Below are 22,440 nucleotides of genomic sequence, written 5' to 3' on the forward strand. Positions count from 1 at the left end.
TTAGTGAGACTTTCCTTTTTCACCACTTCGGTTATCTATATTTCCTTGTGCATCTTTTTTTATTTGACCAGAAGTTGAATTTTCTATTCCTCCTTCACTATTAACAACGGTTTTTCCCTGTTTCGTCTCACTATGCACATCCCCATCAATAATCTCCATCAATTTCCCTGTAATAAACATACTTGCATCACCCGCAATAGAAGTCATTTTCATACCTCCAACAGTTTGTATGGTATTTAATCCTACATATTGACTTCTGTTCATTCCCGCACTTTCAGAAATATTCATGCCTGCTGTTGTATTAATATTTTCACCAATGATGATATTTAGATTTTTTGCAGTTAACGTCATCGTTTCTGGCGCTGTAATATTAATATTGCTTCCCGTCGTATCTAGATGAATTTCATTTCCAGATTTATCAGTGATGATGATGCTTTCATCTTTAAGAAAGATTAATTTGCAGCGTTAACGGTTTTTTAATGTCCATAATATAGAATACCTTAAAAATAAAATTAAAAAAAAAGAACCTAATAACAAGGTTCATTTTGATTAAAAATACAATGTGGAAAACGAACATCCACTGAATCTTTTAAAGTGTAGATTTTAATTTTTTCTAGTTTGCCCTCTTTATTATAATATTTCCATTCGCCAAATTTGAAATTGTGTTTTACTTCGCCTTCTTCTTTGATTATTGCTTTTTTTGCTAAATTTTTATAATCTTTATTTTTATAATATTCATAAATATAATATTCTTTCCAGTACCCATTTCCTGTTTTAAAAATGTCTAAATGTTTGTTCATTGGAATAATTCCGCCATTGTCAGAAAATATATAAGAAGGCACATAGCTAATGTGGTATAAATATTCTGAATGAGGTACACCATTATTGATTATTATACTTTTACTAAAATCATTTTCGATATTGAAATTAATATAGGCTCTGTCTACTACTTTTTCTTTATGAAATAACTTTCCTTTTTTTAAAGAATAATTTTTTAAAATAGTTGAAACATTTTCAATCTGAGTTTTTTCATTGTATTTTAGCTTTGAGTAATAAGCATCTGTGCTCCAAAATAATGTAGTGTCATATTTAATCTGTGGATTAGATACTTTTACATTTATTTTTTCAGGAACTGGTGGAATAATCTGTGCATTACTTTTACATCCAATTAAAAAAAATATTATTAAAAATATTGAGCAACTTAATGATAATATGTTTTTGCTTCGTTTTGTATTATTTTCCATTGATTTTTGTAAAATGAAATTAATTTATTAGTATCTCTATAAATAATATTAGGGGTTGGGGTTGAACAATCAGTTTCATATGAATAATCCATAATGTTATCAGTAGTAGCTTTTATAAATCTATGCTCATTCTGATTTATTACTTTTATACGATCATTTTGTTTTTTTTCATAATTTCTAAATTGTTTATCCAAATTTAGTTTATTGTCATCGTATGGCTTTTTATATTCAGGAATTTTATTCGGATTCTGAGTAAAATAAGCATTATTTTCCTGCTTAAATTTTAACCATCTATTGTCAACGTTTTGTTTAGCTTTTTCAATCTTGCTTTTGTAATCATTAGTTTCTTTATTTATACTGGCTTTTTCATCTGCTAAACTAATCAGATTACAAGAAGTATCTTTATCCAAAAAAATATGTTCTAATCCCAAAGTGTGAGCTATTTCGTGTGCGTATGATTGCGTATGATCTAAATTAGTTCCAAAAATTATACAATGTTTATTATCTAAAGGGACTGTATATGCAGAGCCACCAGCATCTTTCGTAGTTAATGGACAAAGATATAATAAGATACATTTTTCTTTATCAAACCCATATAACTTATTAGATTGTTTATTAAATAAATCTACACATTTACCCGAATCAACCTCAAATTTTGAAGGGTTGGGATCTGTAATTATTCCCTTTAAATTTTCATATTCATCATCAGCTTTACCAGTCATTGTGTTAAAACCTTTATTAGCAAGATTGAAGGTATTTGTACTTAACTCAATTTTTAAGTTCTTTGAATTCTTTGTATCAATAAGCTTCACTTGAATTAATCCTTGGTTTAAACTATTTTCGTTTAAATATTTTTCTAAACCTGCCAAACCTCCAATTTTTGAAAATTTTGCATCAATAAAACTTTCTCCAAAAGCAGAATTATCACTTATAAATGCTTTAATCACATACACATTAATTGTATATTTAGCTTGATCACTGTTTTTCATCACCATCATTTTCCCAACTTCTATTTTGTCTTCCATTCCTGATGTTGGGTCTTTCAGTATGCCAAATATTTTTATCTGTTCATTTCTTGTAAATACTTTATTACATGTAACCTTCACTTGGTTTGTTGCCAAATAATAATCTCTTGAGTTTGTTCCTCCCAAAGATTTATTTTTCTTTCCTCCAGCAATTAAGTTACTCAATGGGATACTTGTGGGAGTGATAGTTAAATCTAGATTACTACTCTCAAAAATAATTTCTGTGGCATCAGAAGACAATGCCTCTAATTCCTCAACTTCAATATCCAATGTTACTTCTTGATTTAACAATAGATTGAGAAAACTGCAATAATAATCTTTACCATAAGGTGAAACAGGGTTAGAAATATCTGTAGTTTTATATTCTGTATTTAGTTTCGGAATATCCAAACTCAATTCTTTATTTGTACCACTAATACTTGTCAAAGGATAAATATATTCGTCTCTCATCCAGTCGAACCCAAATTCTCCATTATATGTTGCTGGTCGTCGAAAATGAATTAAAAATTTTTTAAGATGTGCAGCGGCTATAATTGTTGGAGCCTGCCCATTTGTCGTAAAGAATATTTCTCCTCTTGCATTTTGAATAAAAAAGCTTTCCAAAGAAATATTTTCAATAATTCCTTTAGCAAACGTTCTATTACTACCTCCTGTAGTTTCTATATAATCTCCACCAATGTAACTTTCTTTACTCATAATTAGTGATTTTTAGATTTTTCAGCTGCTCGGTTGGCTATCGAGTCTTCAGAATGTTGCTCGTGTATTCCTGTACTTTGTATTGTAATTTTCCCATTTGTAATCTTCAATCTATCACTTTCTGTATGAGATTCTTTATTTCCTTTAATAAATTCCATCATTTTTCCAATCACATTTGTCATAAAGTTCCCTCCTACCGTTACACTTTTAATAGCTCCTATCACCTCAGTTTGACTCATTCCTACTGTGTTGCTTTGATTTTGTCCAACTGATGTACTCTGATTATTGCCTATTGTTGAAGTCATAGAGTCACTCACATTAATATTCATGTTTTTACAATTCAGGGTCATGGTTTCCGGAGCTGTGATATTGATATTACTTCCTGTAGTATCTAAATGAATTTCATTGCCAGATTTATCAGTGATGATAATGCTTTCATCTTCAGTGAAAATAACTTTATGACCGCTTCTTGTTTGGATAGATTTTACTCTATTGTCGACTCCACCACCCAATCCCACTTGTCCATGGAACATTCCTCCCATTACGAAAGGTCTGTCGGGATGGTTGTGGACGAAGCCTACCATTACTTGGTCGCCTACTTCGGGGATGGCGACGTAGCCTCGGTTTTGGCTCACTTGGTCGGTTCCTCCTGCATCAGGACTCATCATTCTGATGAATGGTGTGGTATCATGCAACTGCCAATCGAATCTTACTTGAACTCTTCCTTGTCCTTCTGGATCGGTGTTAGAAATTACGGTGGCTACTTGTGGTTCAGCTTTAGGTATCGTAAAATCTGATTTGGGTAAAAATCCTGTATCCGATGCAATGCCTTTAAAAGTTCCTTTGTAATGCCCAATAGTATCTATTTCATGTGTGGTTTCGGTAATCATAATTCTTGTGAAATAAGAACTTTGGTTACTATCGGGTTTTCTCATTTCCAAATCCACCACACAACCTGGATGTAAGTATGGAACTGTTGTTGATCCTGATACCGTAAAAACTTCTACAGCACCACTTCCCGAACTGCTTTTTTGTGCATTTTCTACATCCAAATGCGTATTGGCTCTTATCGGAGCAACTCTTAGAGAAGGTGTTTTGTAAATTCTATCATTATGCGCATAGGCTGTTTTGGCCAAATCTCCAACATGACGTATCGGCGTTTGCCCAGAAGTAAGTTTTTCGTTTTTTCCGCTGTTGTACCCATAAAATTGAGGCTTGGTATGAACCGCTTTTAGTTCAACCTCAATATCATTCGCATTACTTCCGTAAGTCAGTGTTATGGGTTTATTTTGTGGTGGAAGTTTCCCAAAATGCAAGACTTCACCATCGTAATAAAACTGTTCACCATAAGCTTCTGCCATTCTCGCTAAATAATTGTAGTGGGTCTCGTCATACTGACTGCTGTAGATGATTTGAGAATAATTGTTGGCATCAATTCGGATATCAAATCGGCTTTTATCTAAACCTTGTTTTATCACTTCTTCAGCGATAATCCCCATATTTACAGATTGAGTTCCACCAAAACTTTGAATATGAGGCGCACCATCCAACAAAATGGTTGGACTGTAACCTTTTAAAACAATATTTCCTAAACTCATTTTTTCCTGACTAAATCCTACGCCCGTAATCACGCCTACAAAGGTTCTTTCGGGGCTTTTGTCTACATCTTTGTAAGAAATTACAGCAGTAAATCTTTTGCCTAAAAACTGATTTGCCTCCTCCAACGTATGCGTTTGGCGCTCACCCAAGGTATCGTGCGCCAGCGTCACTTCGAATTGGTGATGACCTTGCGAGCTTTGTGAAAGCTGAAAATGTTTGTAATATTTAATGATTTTACCTTCAATCACCAAAGACAGTTTCACCAAACGATTGATGCCATTGTGGTGATTCTCTGAAATGCCTTCCGCATTTTGGGTAGGACGAAAAGATGAAGTATGAGGAGTCGACATAATATTTTGTGTTTGTGAGTTTTAAAGTTAATCAAATTAGCAATACAATCCATAATGGTTGATTATTTTAACTTCTAAAATGATTTTAATAATAAAAATAAAGCCTAATTTTCTATTTAAAAAAACATTTAATCAAAATAAATAACCCAAAAAGAAACGTAAAAAGGCGAAAAAAGACCGCCTTTTTGAGGAACGGTCTTTTTTCTATAATACTTTTAACAAATAATTGCTGAAAATTAAGCGGATGGCCAAAGACCTTCATACGCTGCGTTTCCGTAGTTGATTTTCTCAGCACTTACAATAAAGCTGATCAACATAGAGTTTTGGTCCACTGCATCGAAGTCTACTTCATGCTGGATAACGTATCCATTTTCCCAGTTTAGGGTAATCAATGTTCCTTCTTCGTGAGATTTGTTGAAAGTAATTTCTCCGCTTGTTGGCTTGTATTTACCATTTAGTAAACTTTCTAGGATTTCAGATTTCTCTGTAGCCTCGATTGTTAATTTAATAATTGCGTTAGAAGGATCCGAAGCTACACGTCCAGAAACGTCTGTTGCTCTAGAAACGCTGTAATTAAGCTTTAATAATTTTTGTCCTTCGCTACCGTTGAATTTTAAAATTCCTCTTGTGTCTGCCATAATGATTGATTTTATAAATTAATATTTTGTGATTTGTATAACACAAATATAAAACAGACTCACAAATCAGAAAAATATAAACCCAATTATTTGAAAAAGTGTAGTAGTTTTACGACTAACAAACGTTCGTTTGAATTTTAATTATTCTTTAATTAATTTTTGAAAATTATACATAACTATACTAATTCTTAAAATCCATTGTATAAGGAATTCATAAATAATAAACCTTTATTAACTAATTTTATTATATTTACAAACTTTAAATACTATTAAAATTTAGTTCCAATCCCTATTAATAGATGTACCTAAGTAGGGATTAGCACTCTATTGCAAATAAATTTATTTCAATTATTGACTAATATAATTATAAATTTAATAAATTAGTCATGAGCAAAAAAATATAACTGAAAACAATCGAAAATGAAAAGAATATTTAGTACAGAAAGGAATAAAACAATAATACTTCTCATTATCTCTCTATTGTTACTACCGATCAAGATATTACCACAAAAGAAATTTAATGCTAAACAAGTAGATTCTATTCTCAATTACTATACGCAAATACCTATAACAGGTACTAATCAGCAAAAATATGTAAATGAAATAGATGAGATACTGCCAAAAATAAGCGCAGATTCTGCAAAACTGGTGTTATTGACAAAGAAATCTTTTTTCTACGGGACCAATTTGAAAGATCAACCCCTTTTGCTAAAAAACCATTTAGCTGCTAAGAAAATTATCTATTCTTTGAAAAATAGCGATTTGCAAAAAGTTATGATTCACCTTGGTATTGCAGAAACCTACAAATACCTGAAAATGTATGAATTGTCTAAAAATAATTTGGAGATAGCATTTTCAATTCATAAAAAACTACCAAAAAACAAAATTAATGATGCATTGAACTATACTGGATATTTTATAGAGTTGGATGTACTCTTTCATTTGAATCAATTCGATGATTGTATTAGCAAATCACAATATATACTGCAACACAAACGAGAATTGCAAAAACCTGAATATTCGCAATTTGCAGAGATGACCGCAAATTATTTCTTAGGTAAATGCTATCTTGAAAAAAAGCAATACTCTATATCTGAACGACACTTAGTAAATGCAGAAAAGCTAGATGTTGGGATATTACCAGATCTTACAATAAGTATTAATAATAATCTTGCTCGCCTACTAATAGAAAAAAGAAAATATAAGGACGCTTTATCTAAGCTGCAGAATGCAGGAATTCCAGAAACAAGCACTTTTCCTGAAGAATATAGTGAAAGATACCTGCTGTTATCCAAAATATATGCACAAACTGGTGATAAAGACCGTTTCAATTTTTATTCCAACAAAAGAGATAGCTTAGACAAATCCTACAAGGCTGTTGAGATGAAGGCAGTAGAGGAAGCACAATTGTACACAGAAAGCGAGTATGAGAAAGATATAAATGAAAAAAATAAAATCATTTGGATTATTTTGCCGTTAGGTATCATTGCCTTTGCTCTGATGCTCTATTATATAAAGAAGAAAAAAAATGATCAGACAAAATATCTTCAAATTATTGAGCGAATAAAAAATGAGGCTCAAAAAACGCAAGAGATTCCAGCAGATGAAAATTTAAAAATCGAGAAAGTAGCTGTCGTTAAAAATGCACCTCACAATATCAATGAAAACCTAGAGAACAATATTTTGGCTGGACTTCAGAAGTTTGAGACATTAGAAAAATATAAAGATCAAAATCTATCGCTTCCAAGTTTGGCAGCACTACTAAAAACAAATACAACTTATCTCTCTGAAATCATAAATAAACAGAAAGGAAAAAATTACAATGCTTATATTAATGAATTACGCATCAATTATATCGTCAATAAGTTATATACTGATCCGCAATATCTCAATTACAAAATAAGTTATTTGGCAGAAGATTGTGGCTTTGTATCTCACTCTTCTTTTGCAACAATATTTAAAAACATTTTGGGGATTTCTCCATCCGTATTTATTCAGAATTTGAAAAATGAAAGAAGTGGAAATTAGAATTTGGTAAAATTTGCAGTCAAATTTTACCGAATTAATTAAAAAATAATGAACATAGGTTCATTATAAACAACAAAACACTGAACTTAGGTTTATTATTTATAAAAAATTGATATGACAAATAAATCATTGACGCCTCCTTAATTTATCATATAAAATCTTATTAATCAGCACTTTAAAATTATTTTATAGCTTTTAGAATTATCAATTCTGAAAGCTATCTTGTTTTTTGTGTGTACTGACCCTTGTACTTTTGTACTCACAAAAACACACGAATGATTAAATGGGATATCAATAAGCCAACATGCAAAAGGACATGTCAGAGATTGACTATGTACTTCCTTTTATTGTTGGCTTTAATTCCAAATCTTGCATTTTGCATTGATAAAATGTCCTCTTTATCTATTCATGATAGTACCATATATATCAGTTCGGAAGTTGAAATATATGATGATCTGGAGGAAATAAAAATTGGTGAATTCACAGAAAAAGATTCTTCTCCTAATTTCACCTCATCTCTACAAAATGTAGAGCGCAATAAAGTAAATATCGGTAGGATTATACAAAAAAATCCTAATACTTTATTATACTCTGCTAGAACTACAGGCACTGATAGTATAAAAACTGTTACTCTTAGTAAATCTTATTCTTTCTATCCCAACCAACAAGATAATCATTTTCTCGTTCCTTATTTTCAAAAATTACATCTTGTAAAAAATAGAAATCAGGAATCAGATCGAATGATTTATAATAATCCCTATTTTAAATGCTTTCTTCTAAAAGCTTCATTTTCAAGACCACCTCCACCCCTCCTCTTGTCTCAAAAAAAAACATCAAGCTTACTGTATAAGTATAGATTGGGCGTAAGCCAAAATGCTGTTTCAAAGCACAAAATAACACAACACAATTTTTAAAAAATGAATAAATTTTATTATCAAATAGTATTTGTCATTACTATATTACTCTCATTCTGCTCTACTCTAAGCGCACAATGTAATATTAATAATTTCAATCTTACTCCTGTTAACGGGGTATGCGCACAAGATGGTGCCGTACAAGTAGCAATACCTGGTGGAACTACCTGTGGAACCGCGACAGCTACCATTAGAAAACAAGGAGAAACTGTAGATCTTGCATTTGTATCCCTTTCAGCGTCTGGGGCAGCTCAATTCAATAATCTTGCACCTGGTAATTATCAAGTTCAGGTACAGCAGAATGCTACTACTACAAGTTACAAAAATGTAACTGTAACATCTACATATACACCACTAACAGTAACTGCAGTGCCAAGAAATACCACTTGTGGAACCACTGATCCTTTGTACGCTAATAATGGTGAAATAAAAGTAACATTTACTGGTGGAACAGGTCCATTTATAATCTCATTAGCTGGTCCTGGAGGTCCTTACACTTTCAATACACCAACAGCTACAAGTCATACTTTTACCAATTTGGCACCAGGAAACTATACGGCTACGGTAACTGATAATTCTACAACTTGTACTAGTGCAGAAGCTAGGAGTGCTACGATTACAGACACTAATTGGTTACCATTAACCTACTCTACGATTAGACGTCAATTAACAGATGCTTGTCAACTATATTTGCGTATAGAAATGACAGATGGTAATAAACAAGCAACCATATTACCAGGGAATGCAACCTATACCATAGGTAACAATCCTACAGTTTACAACTTAACGCAAGTAGGTGGAATACCAGCAACGGGAAGATATGCGTTTAGAACAGCATATGGCTTACCAGCCAATGAGGATATTAACATTACAATTACAGATGGATGTAGAACCGTAACAAAGGTTATAAACACAAGAGCTGTATCAGAAGTTTGGGGAGTACAACAATTAAAAACAACTTCAAATCAAAATTGTGAAACTGTATTTAGTTTTACCTATAGGACTTGGGAACAAGATTCTACAACCGGTGCCTATTACTGGCAATTCTCTAATGGTGCAAGAGCTGCTTTCTATGCTGAAGTACCAGCTATGTCTGATAACTGGGTTTTGATAGAAGATAACTTTAGTAACGGTAATTATTATGGAGTTGCTGGATGGCTAGAATATCAAACTACTTACACTAATACTAGAATTAAAGTAGTATTCACCGATCTTAATGGTTGTAATACTTATGAAAAAATTGTTGATGGTAGAAATGCTGCTAATGATAACAGTCTTAACAAAGTAGTATTAGGTGAAATTTCAGGTGTCTTAGAAGGTACTTCTACAATATCTGTAAATAAAAACAATGCTTACAATTGGTCTGGTACGGATTCTTTCTCTTATCCTATAACATTTAATATTGCTAGAAAAGATGGTCAAACAAATATGACTGTTAATGCTTCCCAACCCTACAATTTGGCTGGCGCATATAATATTACATTTCCATATACAAAAACTGTTACTACTGCTCCAACGGATTATTGGAGTTCAGATAGACCGATTTTTGGTGATTTACCTTTAGGAGAATATGTGGTTACTATTACTGATGGTTGTGGATATTCTGTAACAAGAGAAATCAATCTTACAAAACCAGCGGGATATAACCCAACAATTACTTACAATGTAGGTTGTGCTGCTTCAGATGTAGTCTATAATATGGGCGTAAATACAGATACTCAAAACATTGGTAGAGTCTATATATATCAAAACAATAATGGTGTAAGAGGATCTTTAGTAGCAGGATACAATGCTAATCAGATATTGAGTGGTACTTTCCCTAGTATTGCTCCAGGTAATTATTTCTTAGTATTTGATAATATTAATTATTATCCAAGACTTACTACTGCGCTTCCTTATGATTCTAGTGATTCAAATGTATCAGTTGCAAGAAATACATCAGGGTCGAATCAAGAATATTTTATAAGTTTCAAAGTAGATCCTTATGAACAAGTTACCTTCACTACAGTTTCTTTATTCTGTGATCCTACTGATGCGAACTCAGGGATATTAGCAGTTACTGCAACAGGAATACCAGTAGGCAGTATAACTTATGGTGTATGGCCTTCAACTGCAGATCCTGCTACTGCTACACCGTTACAAACTTATACTACAACAAATTTAAGTGAAATGTCACACGTATTTACCAACCTGAGTGCTGGTAATTACAAAGTAAGAGTGAGTACCGCATGCGGATTTACAGAACAGAGCATTACTATTGTACAAGGTACTACCGTTTTCCCTCAGCCAGTAAGTGTACCAGGAACTGTCTGCCAAGGTTCTGATGCTACCTTAGCTATTGCAATACCTAATAGTTTATTCGATATAGAATGGTTCACTGCTGGTGGAACTTCTATTGGAACTGGCAATAGTGTAGTAGTGGTTGCAAACCAAAATGCAACGTATACCGTAAAGTACAAATTGAAGTCTTCTTACGGCTGTGCTAATCCTTATACAGGACAAGACACGGTGGATGTAGTTGTTGTTCTACCAATACAAGAGGTAAGTAGAAATGTAGTGTGTAACACATCTGATAATACTTATACTGTGACTGTAGAAATGTCGGGAGCTTCATCTTATACTGTTTCTGGTACAGGAGCTAACGGTACATGGAATGGAAATACTTGGACATCTAATCCCATTGCCGTAGGTACTCCTTACAATGTAACCTTTGCAGATCCAGCCGGATGCAGTACTGTAATTGTAAACGGAAACAGTCCACTATGTGCTTGCTATAAACCAGGGGTAACTACAGGAACTACTCTTGATACTAAGCATGGTATCACTGCGCTTGGTAGAGCAGGACAAGCAGACGATAATTGGCCGATGGTAAGAAAAGGCGCTTGGACGGTGTTAGAAGCAAAGACCAAAGGATTTGCCATCAATAGAATTGCAACAACGACACAAGTAAATGCTATTGCAAACCCAATAGAAGGGATGATGGTGTATGACGAACAAGCAGATTGCCTTAAAGTGTATACAAGCACAGATAACGGATCAACATTCGGTTGGAACTGTCTTACAACACAAACTTGCCCATAAACACAATAATTACACAAAATAAACAATGGCAGCATTTGCCATTGTTTATTATAAAAATTTAAATTATGAAAAAACTTATTTACCTATCAGCATTCGTATTCTCAGGTTCATTCTATTCTCAAGTAGCAATTGGAAAAACAGCCGTAAGTAATTCTTCGGTATCTCTAGAGTTTGGCACTGCTAACAAGGGACTTGTTTTACCCTATGTAAATTCTACCGTAGATGTGGAAGCGAAAGGTGCAGTAGATGGAACTTTTATATATGATACTTCTGATAAAAAAGTAAAAGTAAGAGTAAATAATGCATGGAAAGATCTTTCTGTGGATACTACAGGCAAAGTAGATGCAACCATCCAAAATAGCAAATCCGAAAAACAAGATGCAAAAGTAGTAATAGGCCAAAATGCAGCTTCCGATACAACGCCAGGAATTTTGGTTCTGTCGGATAAAAACAAAGCAATGATACTTCCAAAAGTAGCTAGCCCGCACCTAAATATCATTAATCCCGCCTCTGGTATGTTGGTTTATGATACAACAGCAAGACAAGTTGCGGTGTACAATGGTACAGTGTGGACGTTCTGGAAACCTTAATTTTATTTTTATAATTGCTCCTCAAGGAATTGGGGAGCTTTATAAAAAATTTATTATCAGATGCTAAATTAACACCAATGGCAACAAAATTTAATAGCAAAAAAAGAGTAAAATATAGATTAACGCTAATGATGGTCTCAATGCTAATTTTGAGTGTCCTACTCACATTTGGATTTTATTATTCTTTTATTAATATTTTCCCTATCAAAACATTAGACTACCTTATCGTTATTCTTTCACTTGCCTTTTTTCTATATAGCATATACAGCTTGTACAATTCAAGGGTTATAGATTACGATAGTACAAGTGAAGTTTTAAGCATAAAATATTACTTACCCACAGATCGAGATATCTCTAAACCCAACCATGCATTTGAACTTCCAAAGTCCAATATTATTTCATTCAAAATTCAAGATGACTTATTTCATAAATATCTTGTGATAGGATTTGAAAATTCTAAAGGCATTTGTATGAAAAAGTATTTTGACATCTCATCATGTACAAAATCACAGATCACAATATTGGAAATAGAAAGTACCGATTTGAATAGAAAAATTTAATTATGAAAAGTACATCAACGCACAATTTTCTAAAGGAGATCTTCATTGGCAAATTGATAAAACAGAGGATAGAGGAATTAGAAATTTCTGAACAAAGACTAAGCAATTATCTGAAGAAGACTGTTGATGAAATGAATGAGATCTTCAATTCTTCAACTATTGATGTAGAATTACTATTAAAATTTTCAAAAATATTGGAGTACGATTTTTTCAGACTTTACTCTCAGCATCTTATATTCTACTCTCCACCCTCAGCGGCAATAGAGGATGGAAAAAATAAAACCACCAAGGCACTACCCGTTTTCAGAAAAAACATATACACCAAGGAAGTAATAGATTTTATTATTGAACTCATTACTACCGATACAAAGACCAAACAACAGATTATAGAAGAATACAGAATACCCAAAACTACACTATACAAATGGCTAAGCAAATACAAAAAGGAATAGACTACAGAAGATTGTATAGAGATCTTATCTCATACAAATATCCAAACAAAATTGAGGAGTGTAGATCTATTTTAGAAAAGGACAATATAATTGGATTTGATATCCTGATGTTACAAAAAAAATTGGCATTCAATTTTACAAGAGAAGATTCTATCTCAGACCAGCGATACAAATCTTATGATGAAAGTACAATAAAAAAAATACTTCAATTTCAAGAAAAAAATCAGCTCAATAATACCCAACTCGCATTGCATTTCAAACTGAGCAGAAATACAGTAAGCAAATGGAAAAAACTATTCACCAATTCAATCCAATTATAATCGCATGAAAAGAATATTAATAGTAGCATCACTCTTTGCCAATACTACTCTACTTTTAGCACAACAAGCCACTACCATGTATGTGCAATCTGGAAAATTATACAAGAAAAATGGACAAAAAATTGTGCTTCGTGGAATGAACTACAATTTGCTAGACAATGGGAATATTATCATGGCTAATAATTCTCAATCTTATAAGGCCTTTATAGATCAAATAGCTCTTACGGGTGCCAATAGTATAAGGATCCCATGGTTTACAGACGAGTATGCCCACTGGCGAAAAAACTACCCCAACACAGGAACTCCTCAAGCCGCAGTAGACAACGGACAATTGAGCAATCTGATAGGATATTGTCACCAAAAAGGGTTGGTGCCGATATTAGAACTTCATGATTTCACTTGTGATAACAACTGGACTAATTTTATGACCAAAGCTCAAAATTGGTGGCTACAACCCAATGTAAAAAATCTCATCCAGCAACATAAAGAATATTTAATCATCAATATTGCTAATGAGTTTGGTAAAGTACGATGGACTAATAATCAGCCTGCCTCACTTAACATTTTTAAGAATAATTACAAACAACTCATCACCAATCTTAGAAGTGCTGGGATAGATGTCCCTATCATGATAGATGCACCCGATTGCGGACAATCTTCTAGCGAACTATTATCCATAGCACCTGAGATCAATAACCATGATACTCAGCACAAGATCATATTTTCTGGTCATTCCTATTGGTACGCATACGCTCCAACAGTGTCCGATGTAACCGCCAAAATCAACGAGGCGAACACCTCTAATGTATGTTTTGTTTTCGGAGAAGTTTCCAATAGACAGGATGTTACTGGCGCTCCTGCCGATGGAGTATATAATATAGACTATACCTACCAAACTATATTATCACAATCTTGCGAAAAAGAAATAAGCTGGCTTGTATGGACCTTTAATCATGATTGGCATTCGGAAAGAAAAATTAGTCCAACAAGTAATGTCAATAATCTTACAGCTTTTGGTAATGATGTTTTATACAATACAAACTACGGACTACTTACCTCAAATTGTGGACAAAACCTTTCTACCAATGTTTCGTTATCTTCACCTGAAAGACCCAAGATCTATCCTAATCCTTCTAAAGATTATTTTGTTATCACAGGAATTACAGATATCGTATCTGTGAAGATAATTAGAGCTGATGGAAGTTTAGCAAACATTCTATATGAGAATTTCGAAAGAATAAATATTTCAAATTTACCAAAAGGAATCTACTTTTTAGACATACAAACGAAAGACAAAAGCTATAAAGAAAAAATAATTGTAAGTGAGTAAACTGTATACTTTTCAAATTACATTGTGAATTTATTTAGGAGTAATAATTGTATTGCTCCTCTTTTGTCCAAATATTATTCCATTTAATTTTTCTGAAAATGCATATTTTTATCTTCTACTGCAAAAAAAAGCAGAATCTCTAATGAAAGAAATTCTGCTGAGAGTTTTATAATTTAAGCTAAATTTTTAGAAAATATTATGAGATTACTCCCAATTCCTTTCCTACTTTTGTAAACCCAGCAATCGCTTTATCTAAATGTGCTTTTGTGTGTGCAGCAGATAATTGAACTCTAATTCTTGCTTTTCCCTTCGGAACTACTGGATAGAAGAATCCGATGACATAAATCCCTTCGTCCATTAGTTTTTCTGCCATTTTTTGAGCCAACGGTGCATCATAAAGCATTACTGGAACAATTGCAGCATCTCCATCTGGAATATCAAAACCTTTAGCTTTCATTTCTGTTCTGAAATAGTCTGCATTTTCCATTACCTGATCTCTCAAGGTTGTATCGTCAGAAATCATATCCAAAACTTTTAGTGCAGCACCTACAATACCTGGAGCTAAAGAATTGGAGAATAAATAAGGACGAGAACGCTGTCTTAGCATATCGATAATCTCCTTTTTACCAGACGTGAATCCACCCAATGCGCCTCCTAAAGCTTTTCCTAAAGTAGAAGTAATAATATCTACTCTGCCCATTACCTCGTTTGCCTCGTGGGTACCACGACCAGATTTCCCGATAAAACCTGTAGCGTGAGAATCGTCTACCATAACCAAAGCATCATACTTTTCCGCAAGGTCGCAAACACCTTTCAAATCTGCTACAATACCATCCATAGAGAATACTCCATCGGTAACGATAATTTTGAAACGGTGATTTTTCTCTGAAGCTGCAATAAGTTGAGCTTCTAGATCTGCCATATTATTATTTTTGTAACGGTATCTAGCCGCTTTACAAAGTCTTACTCCATCGATGATAGATGCATGATTTAGTTCATCTGAAATAATAGCATCTTCTTCTGTAAATAAAGGTTCGAAAACTCCACCATTAGCATCAAAAGCTGCTGCATACAGAATAGTATCTTCTAATCCTAAGAAATCTGCAATTTTTTGTTCTAGTTCTTTGTGAATGTCCTGTGTCCCACAGATGAAACGAACTGATGACATCCCATAACCATGAGAAGCAATCATATCTTGAGACGCTTTCATTACTTCAGAATTGTTGGATAACCCTAAATAATTATTCGCACAGAAGTTTAATAATTTTTTGCCATTAGCTTCTATCTCTGCACTTTGCTGAGAAGTAATGATTCTTTCCTTTTTGAAGAGTCCTTCTTTCTCGATATTTGCAAGTTCATCTTGCAGATTTTTAAGATATTTTTCTGAGATCATTTTTATTAAATTTTTAGATTTGCTAATTTAATAAAAACCCTTTAAACAAGAGGTAAATTAAAAAATTAATCTATAGTTCGTATTTGATGAGGTATTCACTAGTTCTTCAAGAATCATCCATATTATGATTAACCCTATTTCTTCATAAACTTCAAAGTATTTTCATTAATAGTAATGAAGTAAATTCCTGGTACTAGATCTGATATATCTATAGATTTTTTCGGAGTGTACCTATTCTTTCTCACCAATTTTCCATCCGCTGAATAGATATTATACTCTAAACTTTTATCAATACCTTTCAGATTAACTTCATTTTTTGCAGGATTCGGATAGAGTGAAATTTCTTCTTTGCTTACTTCCATCGTTGACAGAGCAGCATCTAGAATCACGGTAGAATTTTTTTCAAGAATCTGATATTCTTCATTAAACTGAACACTTGCAACTGGAAAACTTAATGCTTCAGTAAAATATTGGTCATTGCTTGTATGGTTTAAAACTAGATGGGCGATTTGACCACTGGTGCCAATCACCTTAATAGGCAATGGCATTTCAAAAAAGCTAACTGAAGAATGACTTTGTGTTTGCTTAGCTTTAAACGTTACAAAGCTCCCTACTTGCTTCCACCTAATATCATAAGTTGGATATCCTTGACCATAAATCCAATCATTAAAGAATTCTGTAAAATCTGTTCCTGTGGATTGAAACAGTGAGTTGGTAAGGTCTGATGTTTTTGCGTAATTATAAGCCAAATTTGGTCTTGCATGATATTCTTTGATCGCCTGATAAAAAGCTGTCTCACCCAAAACCCATTTTAGCATTCTTACTACATATCCACCTTTAGCGTAAGATAATCTAGAGTTGAATATAGCATTAATATTACCCAAATTGGCATCCGCTACATACACACTCCCCGATGGACTACTTGTAATATAGTCTTTTTCTCCTTGCAAATAAGTGAGGAAGTCTGCAGAACTCATCAGTAATTTTTCATTCGCTAAATGCTCACCAAAGGTAGCAAATCCTTCATTGAGCCAAATATCATTCCATTGTCCACAAGTCACTTTATCACCAAACCATTGATGTGCCAACTCATGAGCAATAAGCTGATTACTCCATGCCCCCATTGAAGACATCGTCTGATGTTCCATACCACCACCAAACTGGAATTCCATATGCCCATATTTTTCATTTCTAAAGGGGTAAGCTCCGAAATAATTTTCAAAAGTATTCATTACCGTTTTTGTCCAAGCAATGTTATTCATATTTGCGGTATTAGAAACGGTAGATGGATATAAGTAATTGATGAACGGAAAAGGTGGGTTTCCCATCGTATCATTTATTTTCACATAATTGGTGATCCCTAAAGCAATAAGATAGGCAGCAATAGGATATTGTGTTCGCCAAAAAGTGAGTTTTTGTCCGTTTGCTAGCGCTGTTTCGGACATTAATTTCCCGTTAGCTGCAACATTATATTGTGAAGGAGTTGTTATTTTCAGGTCAAACCGATCTATCTTATCATTTAAACTCTGCTTCGTAGGAAACCAATCTTGAGCTCCGTAAGGTTCATTAAGAGTTGCTAATAAAGGTATTCCGCCTTGTGATCCCGTAGAGAAAGCGTTGTTATTAGTAGCTGGAGCTCCTGAATAATGGATCGTTAATGAATCCAAAACTTGTGACGGTAAAGCCGCGGGGAAATCTATTTTCACTTCCTTAGTACCCAATTGTTGATAGGGAATGCTAGTTCCGTGATAAGTAACTTGAGAAACTGACAATTCATCGGATAAATCAAAATAAATACTTGAAATACTTTGATTAGGCTTAAAATGAGAAGTAACAGATCCCGAAATCTGGTATACCATAGGATTCAATGTAACATCCATCCTTTGGTATTGTAAATCATAATTTTGAGTGTTGGGATTATTGTTAAATGAAGTCATTTTTTTTTCAAATGATTGCATTTCCTTAGTCCTCAATCCTTTCATTTCAACACTTTCCTGAGCAGAAACAGTAGTAATAGTTAATAAGCATGCAGTAAGAAGTTGAAATTTTGTCATTATGATCTATATAGATTTTAAAGATAAAAAAAACCTTTCAATCTGAGATTAAAAGGTTTATATATATTTTGGTTGTTAACTGATTACAAATCCAATGCGGGATGCAATATTTTTTCCATTCTGTTTTTTACTTGGTCTACAGATCCTGCATAGTTATTTACCAATAATGAAAACACCAAAGTTCTACCCGAGTTTGTTTTCATGTATCCTGCCAAAGTTTTTACTTTATTTAAAGTACCTGTTTTTGCGAAAATTTGCCCATTACCTTCATTGATGAACATTCGTTTCAAAGTTCCAGATTGTCCACCAATAGGTAAAGAATCAAAATATGTTTTGTAATATTTTTGATTCATTAGTGAAGTTAAATATTTCACTTGTGCAATCGGAGTCACTTTATTGCTTCTAGAAAGTCCACTTCCATCTATGTATGATAAACCTTCTGTGTCAAAGGATATATCTCTAAGATGATTATTCACTACCGCTCTACCAGATTCTGAAGTTTGATCGCCTATTTTTTGAAAACCAACCGTCTTTAGCAACGCTTCAGACAAACCATTATCACTACGCTGATTGGTATAATATACAATATCCGCCAAAGTTGGGGATTTGTATACAGCTATCATTTTTCTATTTTCTGGATTGTTATCAGTCATTTTGGGTATAACTTTACCAGTGATCGCAATGCCACTCTTGGACAAATTAGACTTAAAACTATTAGCTAAAAATGCGGGTGCATCTGGTAATTTAGTCGTCAGAATTCCCTCACCATCATATTTATCAGCATATACCATTTGATGGGCGTAAGGAGAAACGTAGAAATATCTTTTGTCATTAGATGACATATTTCCCTTTTTTACAATCAGTTTTTCATTAGCGGGATTAATATCTTTTGTAGTTCCTACTGGCAAATAATAATTATTTTTTTCTAACCAAACTATACTTTCAGGGAGTTTGGTGGTATTACTTTTATATAATGCAGTCTGAATAATTATATCTCCATTTACTTTCTTTATACCTTCCGTAGTTAATCCAGAAGTGAAATCTGAAATTATTTCTTTATAACTCCAAGCACCAGCTTTATTTGTTCCTAATGAAGGGTCACCACTTCCTACGATGTACAAATTACCATTCAGAGTGCCAGTTTCATCTATTTCCCCAGAATATTCTAACTGAGTCATCCACCGGTAATTTTCTCCCAAAAGGTTGAGCGCTGTTTCAGTGGTAAGTAGTTTGGTTGTAGAAGCAGGTACAAGAGGTGTATTTTCGTTATAAGAAGAAATGATTTTTTTAGTTTTTGGATCATAGATTACAAACCCCCAATTTGCATTTTTCAATACGACATCGCTCAGCATCGTATTTACATTCACATCCACCAATTCTTTCGGAGAGAGAAATACTTTTTCTATAGCCGAAGCAGGTGACGGTAAATTGGAAACCACTTTTGGAGCATCTACATTGGAAGAATAAAGTACGGTGGATACGGTAGATTGCGAAAGGAAAAACCCAGAAGCTAAAACCGCAACACTTGAAATATATTTTCTAAAGTTGACCATCAATTTTACTTTTTGTTATACTTTTGATAGATAAAAATTTGAGAAGTTAAAGTCAAATTAATATAAATCACTCTTTTAATTAACAATCAAATGTAGAAATTATTGTGAGAACAGCGTTCTAAATGTATAATAAAAGCTCAAAAATAAAGTTAAAGTTTGTTAAAAGTCTACAAAAACATCTTTCTTGATGCTCTGGTAGGCTGTGATTTCGTCAAACTCTTTTAGGCTCACTAAGATCATTTTCTTAAAAGACTCATAGTTTTTACCACGAGGTAATTTAAGCAAAATCTGAAACTGATAAAGGTTATTCAGTCTAGCAATTGGCGCTTTCTCTGGTCCCAAAACGCATTCTTCGGGCAGATATTTTCTTAGTATTGACCCTAAAAACTGCGACGCTCTATTAACTTTGTCTTCTTTTATATGTTTTAATTCTATCATGACCAATTTTGTAAAAGGTGGATAATGAAATTTTTGCCTTTCTAAAAGAAAATACTTGTAGATTTTTGCGATATTATTCATTTTTATCAATTGAAAAACAGAATGTTCTGGATTATACGTCTGAATTAAAATTTTACCATTACCAGAGACTCTTCCAGCCCTTCCAGAAACCTGAGTAATCAATTGATAAGCACGTTCTTCTGCCCTAAAATCTTGTACATAAAGCATGGAATCTGCCTTTGGGATCGCTACCAATTCTATATGATCAAAATCCAATCCTTTGGAAATCATTTGTGTTCCAACGATAATATCCGTTTCTCGATCTTCTATTTTCTCATATAATTTTTCGTAAGCAAATTTCTTTCTCATAGAATCTACATCCATTCTGTCCACTTCACTATCCGGGAAAACTTTCGATATTTCCTCATGTATTTGTTCTACACCGACCCCTTTGTCATTGAGTTTTTCAGAAAAACATTTCGGACAAGTTTTAGGTTTTGAAGCTTTTTGCCCGCAATAATGACACTTCATTTCGTTGGCAGCTTTGTGATAAGTAAGTACCACATCGCAATTGGAACAATAGTTTACATATCCACAAGCCTCGCACTCCACGACACTAGAATACCCTCTTCTGTTGTGGAGAATCATAATCTGGTTTTTATCCTCCAACGTATTTTTCATTTCATCAATCAGTTGAAGTGTGAAATTACCTGTTACTTTTTTGGATTCTTGAGCTTCTTTAAAATTAATTAATTCAAATTCTGGGAGTTTTACATTGCCAAATCTCTCACTAAGAAAGACATACTTTAATTTTTCTTTTTTTGCTAAATAATAACTTTCTACTGAAGGCGTTGCAGAACCCAAAATAACACGTGCATCATACAAACTTGCTAACACCAAAGCAGCATCTTTAGCATTGAAAAACGGAGAAACTTCTCTTGGTTTGTAGGCAGAATCATGCTCTTCATCTACTACAATCAAACCCAAATTTTGGTAAGGCAAAAGCAGTGAATTTCTTGTTGCCACTAATATTTTCACATCATTATTTTTAATCCTTCGCCACACTTCTACCTTTTCGAAATCCGTAAGCTTTTGATGGTAAAAACCAAGATCTCTTCCGTATTTTTTTTCTAACCTTTGGGTTATCTGCTTGGTTAAAGATATTTCTGGTAAAAGGAAAAGTACATTTTTACCATCATTGATGCAATCTTCTATCTTTTGAAGGTAAAGGTGCGTTTTCCCAGAAGAAGTAACGCCATGTAGGAGCACGTTTTTTTTAACTTCAAATGCTTTATCAATTTCAATTTTAGCTAAATTTTGCGCTTCCGAAAGCTCTTCTACCAATTCTATCTCCCCTTCATAAGTTGCTAATCTATCGGTTTGAAGATAATATTCTTCTACAAAATTTTTATCAACCAATGGTTTTAGATGAGCATTCCCGAAATAATTATCTTCAAATAGTTCAGATTTCTTAATGAAACCGTTGGGATTTTCGGTTTGTTTTGATAAAATCGCCAGAAATAAATCTTTTTGCTTCGGTGCTTTATTCAATAAAGATAAAAGTTGAGATAGGTTATGGTTATCCAGCAATTCATCTTTTACCTTTACATAAGCTACTTCCTTGGCTTTATATTTTTCAGCTACTTTTTCATCAATCTCAATATACTGAAGGTCAATCAGGGAATTGATGGTTTTTATTATTTCTTTTTTTGGAATAAAAGCTTCTATATCTGTAAGATTAATCAATTGCCTCACTTCCAAAGCCTGAATAAGATACATCTCATTCACATCCAAGTTCTCGAATTCTATTACGATATTCGATTTTAGTTTGAGATACGTTTCGCTTTGAAGTTTCAATGAAGAAGGAAATGCAAAACGATAGATCTCTCCCAAATTACACAGGTAATAATCTGATAACCATTGCCAAAATTTAAGTTGTTCTGGTGGTAAAATAGGCGTATCATCTAGCAAGCTTATCACTTCCTTCGCTACAAATTCTTCTGGCGCTAGGTTATGAAATTCTAAAACAATACCAGTATAAATTTTTTTTCCTCCGAATGGAACCAAAACCCTCATTCCTGCTAAAATAGAATTAGCAAGATTTTCTGGAATTTTGTAAGTGTAAGTTCCTTTTAGATTGAGGGGAAGAATTATTTGAGCGTATTTCAAAACAGA

At 33.3% G+C, this 22,440-nt stretch carries 17 protein-coding genes; 8 read left to right on the forward strand and 9 right to left on the reverse strand.

The genetic code is table 11. From position 1 onward, the window contains the following. From ACKI42_RS07470 to tssD, 5 genes are all read right to left on the reverse strand, one after another. Positions 1-351, reverse strand: a complete 351-nt coding sequence (locus ACKI42_RS07470; protein ID WP_407404030.1) for a hypothetical protein — start codon at positions 349-351, stop codon at positions 1-3. A 176-nt stretch (positions 352-527) separates the two neighbouring features. After that, positions 528-1,244 (reverse strand): hypothetical protein, encoded by a 717-nt coding sequence (locus tag ACKI42_RS07475; RefSeq protein ID WP_407404032.1) that lies wholly within the window; start codon positions 1,242-1,244, stop codon positions 528-530. After that, positions 1,202-2,965: a hypothetical protein gene (locus ACKI42_RS07480; protein WP_407404034.1), complete on the reverse strand. Its 1,764-nt coding sequence runs from the start codon at positions 2,963-2,965 to the stop codon at positions 1,202-1,204. Before ACKI42_RS07480 ends, ACKI42_RS07475 begins: the two co-directional genes overlap by 43 nt. A 2-nt stretch (positions 2,966-2,967) precedes the next feature. Further along, complete coding sequence (locus ACKI42_RS07485; protein ID WP_407404036.1) at positions 2,968-4,914, reverse strand: type VI secretion system Vgr family protein; 1,947 nt, start codon at positions 4,912-4,914, stop codon at positions 2,968-2,970. 236 nt (positions 4,915-5,150) lie between these two features. Beyond that, on the reverse strand, positions 5,151-5,552 hold the full coding sequence (gene tssD / locus ACKI42_RS07490) for a type VI secretion system tube protein TssD (protein ID WP_407404038.1): 402 nt from the start codon (positions 5,550-5,552) through the stop codon (positions 5,151-5,153). 420 nt (positions 5,553-5,972) lie between these two features. Between tssD and ACKI42_RS07495 the strand changes: the two genes are divergently transcribed. The 8 genes from ACKI42_RS07495 (at position 5,973) to ACKI42_RS07530 (ending at position 14,827) form a co-directional block, all read left to right on the forward strand. After that, the gene (locus ACKI42_RS07495; RefSeq protein ID WP_407404040.1) at positions 5,973-7,580 is read left to right on the forward strand and encodes a helix-turn-helix domain-containing protein; all 1,608 of its coding nucleotides are present in this window, start codon (positions 5,973-5,975) and stop codon (positions 7,578-7,580) included. 389 nt (positions 7,581-7,969) lie between these two features. Next, complete coding sequence (locus tag ACKI42_RS07500; RefSeq protein ID WP_407404042.1) at positions 7,970-8,494, forward strand: hypothetical protein; 525 nt, start codon at positions 7,970-7,972, stop codon at positions 8,492-8,494. Between the two features lie 3 nt (positions 8,495-8,497). After that, positions 8,498-11,575, forward strand: coding sequence for a hypothetical protein (locus ACKI42_RS07505; protein WP_407404044.1), 3,078 nt, complete (start codon positions 8,498-8,500; stop codon positions 11,573-11,575). Between the two features lie 65 nt (positions 11,576-11,640). Continuing rightward, entirely contained in the window at positions 11,641-12,165 is a 525-nt protein-coding gene (locus ACKI42_RS07510; protein ID WP_407404046.1) for a hypothetical protein, read from the forward strand. A 77-nt stretch (positions 12,166-12,242) separates the two neighbouring features. Further along, positions 12,243-12,725 carry a hypothetical protein gene (locus ACKI42_RS07515; RefSeq protein WP_407404048.1) on the forward strand — a complete coding sequence of 161 codons (483 nt, stop codon included), beginning with the start codon at positions 12,243-12,245 and terminating at the stop codon, positions 12,723-12,725. Between the two features lie 2 nt (positions 12,726-12,727). Further along, the gene (locus ACKI42_RS07520; RefSeq protein WP_407404050.1) at positions 12,728-13,177 is read left to right on the forward strand and encodes a transposase; all 450 of its coding nucleotides are present in this window, start codon (positions 12,728-12,730) and stop codon (positions 13,175-13,177) included. After that, positions 13,150-13,497 (forward strand): helix-turn-helix domain-containing protein, encoded by a 348-nt coding sequence (locus ACKI42_RS07525; protein ID WP_407404052.1) that lies wholly within the window; start codon positions 13,150-13,152, stop codon positions 13,495-13,497. Before ACKI42_RS07520 ends, ACKI42_RS07525 begins: the two co-directional genes overlap by 28 nt. A gap of 4 nt (positions 13,498-13,501) precedes the next feature. Continuing rightward, the gene (locus tag ACKI42_RS07530; protein ID WP_407404054.1) at positions 13,502-14,827 is read left to right on the forward strand and encodes a cellulase family glycosylhydrolase; all 1,326 of its coding nucleotides are present in this window, start codon (positions 13,502-13,504) and stop codon (positions 14,825-14,827) included. Positions 14,828-15,023: 196 nt separating this feature from the next. On the opposite strand, the gene kbl is transcribed toward ACKI42_RS07530, so the two are convergent. The 4 genes from kbl to priA all read right to left on the reverse strand — a co-directional run bounded on the left by kbl (position 15,024) and on the right by priA (position 22,434). Continuing rightward, entirely contained in the window at positions 15,024-16,220 is a 1,197-nt protein-coding gene (gene kbl, locus ACKI42_RS07535; RefSeq protein WP_407404056.1) for a glycine C-acetyltransferase, read from the reverse strand. 134 nt (positions 16,221-16,354) lie between these two features. Beyond that, on the reverse strand, positions 16,355-18,274 hold the full coding sequence (locus ACKI42_RS07540) for a M1 family aminopeptidase (protein ID WP_407404058.1): 1,920 nt from the start codon (positions 18,272-18,274) through the stop codon (positions 16,355-16,357). 83 nt (positions 18,275-18,357) lie between these two features. Continuing rightward, positions 18,358-19,827 carry a D-alanyl-D-alanine carboxypeptidase/D-alanyl-D-alanine-endopeptidase gene (gene dacB / locus ACKI42_RS07545; protein ID WP_407404060.1) on the reverse strand — a complete coding sequence of 490 codons (1,470 nt, stop codon included), beginning with the start codon at positions 19,825-19,827 and terminating at the stop codon, positions 18,358-18,360. Positions 19,828-19,986: 159 nt separating this feature from the next. Continuing rightward, the gene (gene priA / locus ACKI42_RS07550) at positions 19,987-22,434 is read right to left on the reverse strand and encodes a primosomal protein N' (protein ID WP_407404062.1); all 2,448 of its coding nucleotides are present in this window, start codon (positions 22,432-22,434) and stop codon (positions 19,987-19,989) included. Positions 22,435-22,440 lie beyond the last annotated feature (6 nt).

Source organism: Chryseobacterium sp. (assembly GCF_045629545.1).
Taxonomy (GTDB): domain Bacteria; phylum Bacteroidota; class Bacteroidia; order Flavobacteriales; family Weeksellaceae; genus Chryseobacterium.

Bases quoted from the DNA above. Each gene is read 5' to 3' on its own strand.
- dacB (WP_407404060.1), bottom strand. From the start codon at position 19,827: ATGGTCAACTTTAGAAAATATATTTCAAGTGTTGCGGTTTTAGCTTCT.
- tssD (WP_407404038.1), bottom strand. From the start codon at position 5,552: ATGGCAGACACAAGAGGAATTTTAAAATTCAACGGTAGCGAAGGACAA.
- ACKI42_RS07495 (WP_407404040.1), top strand. From the start codon at position 5,973: ATGAAAAGAATATTTAGTACAGAAAGGAATAAAACAATAATACTTCTC.
- ACKI42_RS07480 (WP_407404034.1), bottom strand. From the start codon at position 2,965: ATGAGTAAAGAAAGTTACATTGGTGGAGATTATATAGAAACTACAGGA.
- ACKI42_RS07505 (WP_407404044.1), top strand. From the start codon at position 8,498: ATGAATAAATTTTATTATCAAATAGTATTTGTCATTACTATATTACTC.
- ACKI42_RS07500 (WP_407404042.1), top strand. From the start codon at position 7,970: ATGTCCTCTTTATCTATTCATGATAGTACCATATATATCAGTTCGGAA.
- kbl (WP_407404056.1), bottom strand. From the start codon at position 16,220: ATGATCTCAGAAAAATATCTTAAAAATCTGCAAGATGAACTTGCAAAT.
- ACKI42_RS07485 (WP_407404036.1), bottom strand. From the start codon at position 4,914: ATGTCGACTCCTCATACTTCATCTTTTCGTCCTACCCAAAATGCGGAA.
- ACKI42_RS07525 (WP_407404052.1), top strand. From the start codon at position 13,150: ATGGCTAAGCAAATACAAAAAGGAATAGACTACAGAAGATTGTATAGA.
- ACKI42_RS07510 (WP_407404046.1), top strand. From the start codon at position 11,641: ATGAAAAAACTTATTTACCTATCAGCATTCGTATTCTCAGGTTCATTC.
- ACKI42_RS07520 (WP_407404050.1), top strand. From the start codon at position 12,728: ATGAAAAGTACATCAACGCACAATTTTCTAAAGGAGATCTTCATTGGC.
- ACKI42_RS07515 (WP_407404048.1), top strand. From the start codon at position 12,243: ATGGCAACAAAATTTAATAGCAAAAAAAGAGTAAAATATAGATTAACG.
- ACKI42_RS07470 (WP_407404030.1), bottom strand. From the start codon at position 351: ATGACGTTAACTGCAAAAAATCTAAATATCATCATTGGTGAAAATATT.
- ACKI42_RS07530 (WP_407404054.1), top strand. From the start codon at position 13,502: ATGAAAAGAATATTAATAGTAGCATCACTCTTTGCCAATACTACTCTA.
- ACKI42_RS07540 (WP_407404058.1), bottom strand. From the start codon at position 18,274: ATGACAAAATTTCAACTTCTTACTGCATGCTTATTAACTATTACTACT.
- ACKI42_RS07475 (WP_407404032.1), bottom strand. From the start codon at position 1,244: ATGGAAAATAATACAAAACGAAGCAAAAACATATTATCATTAAGTTGC.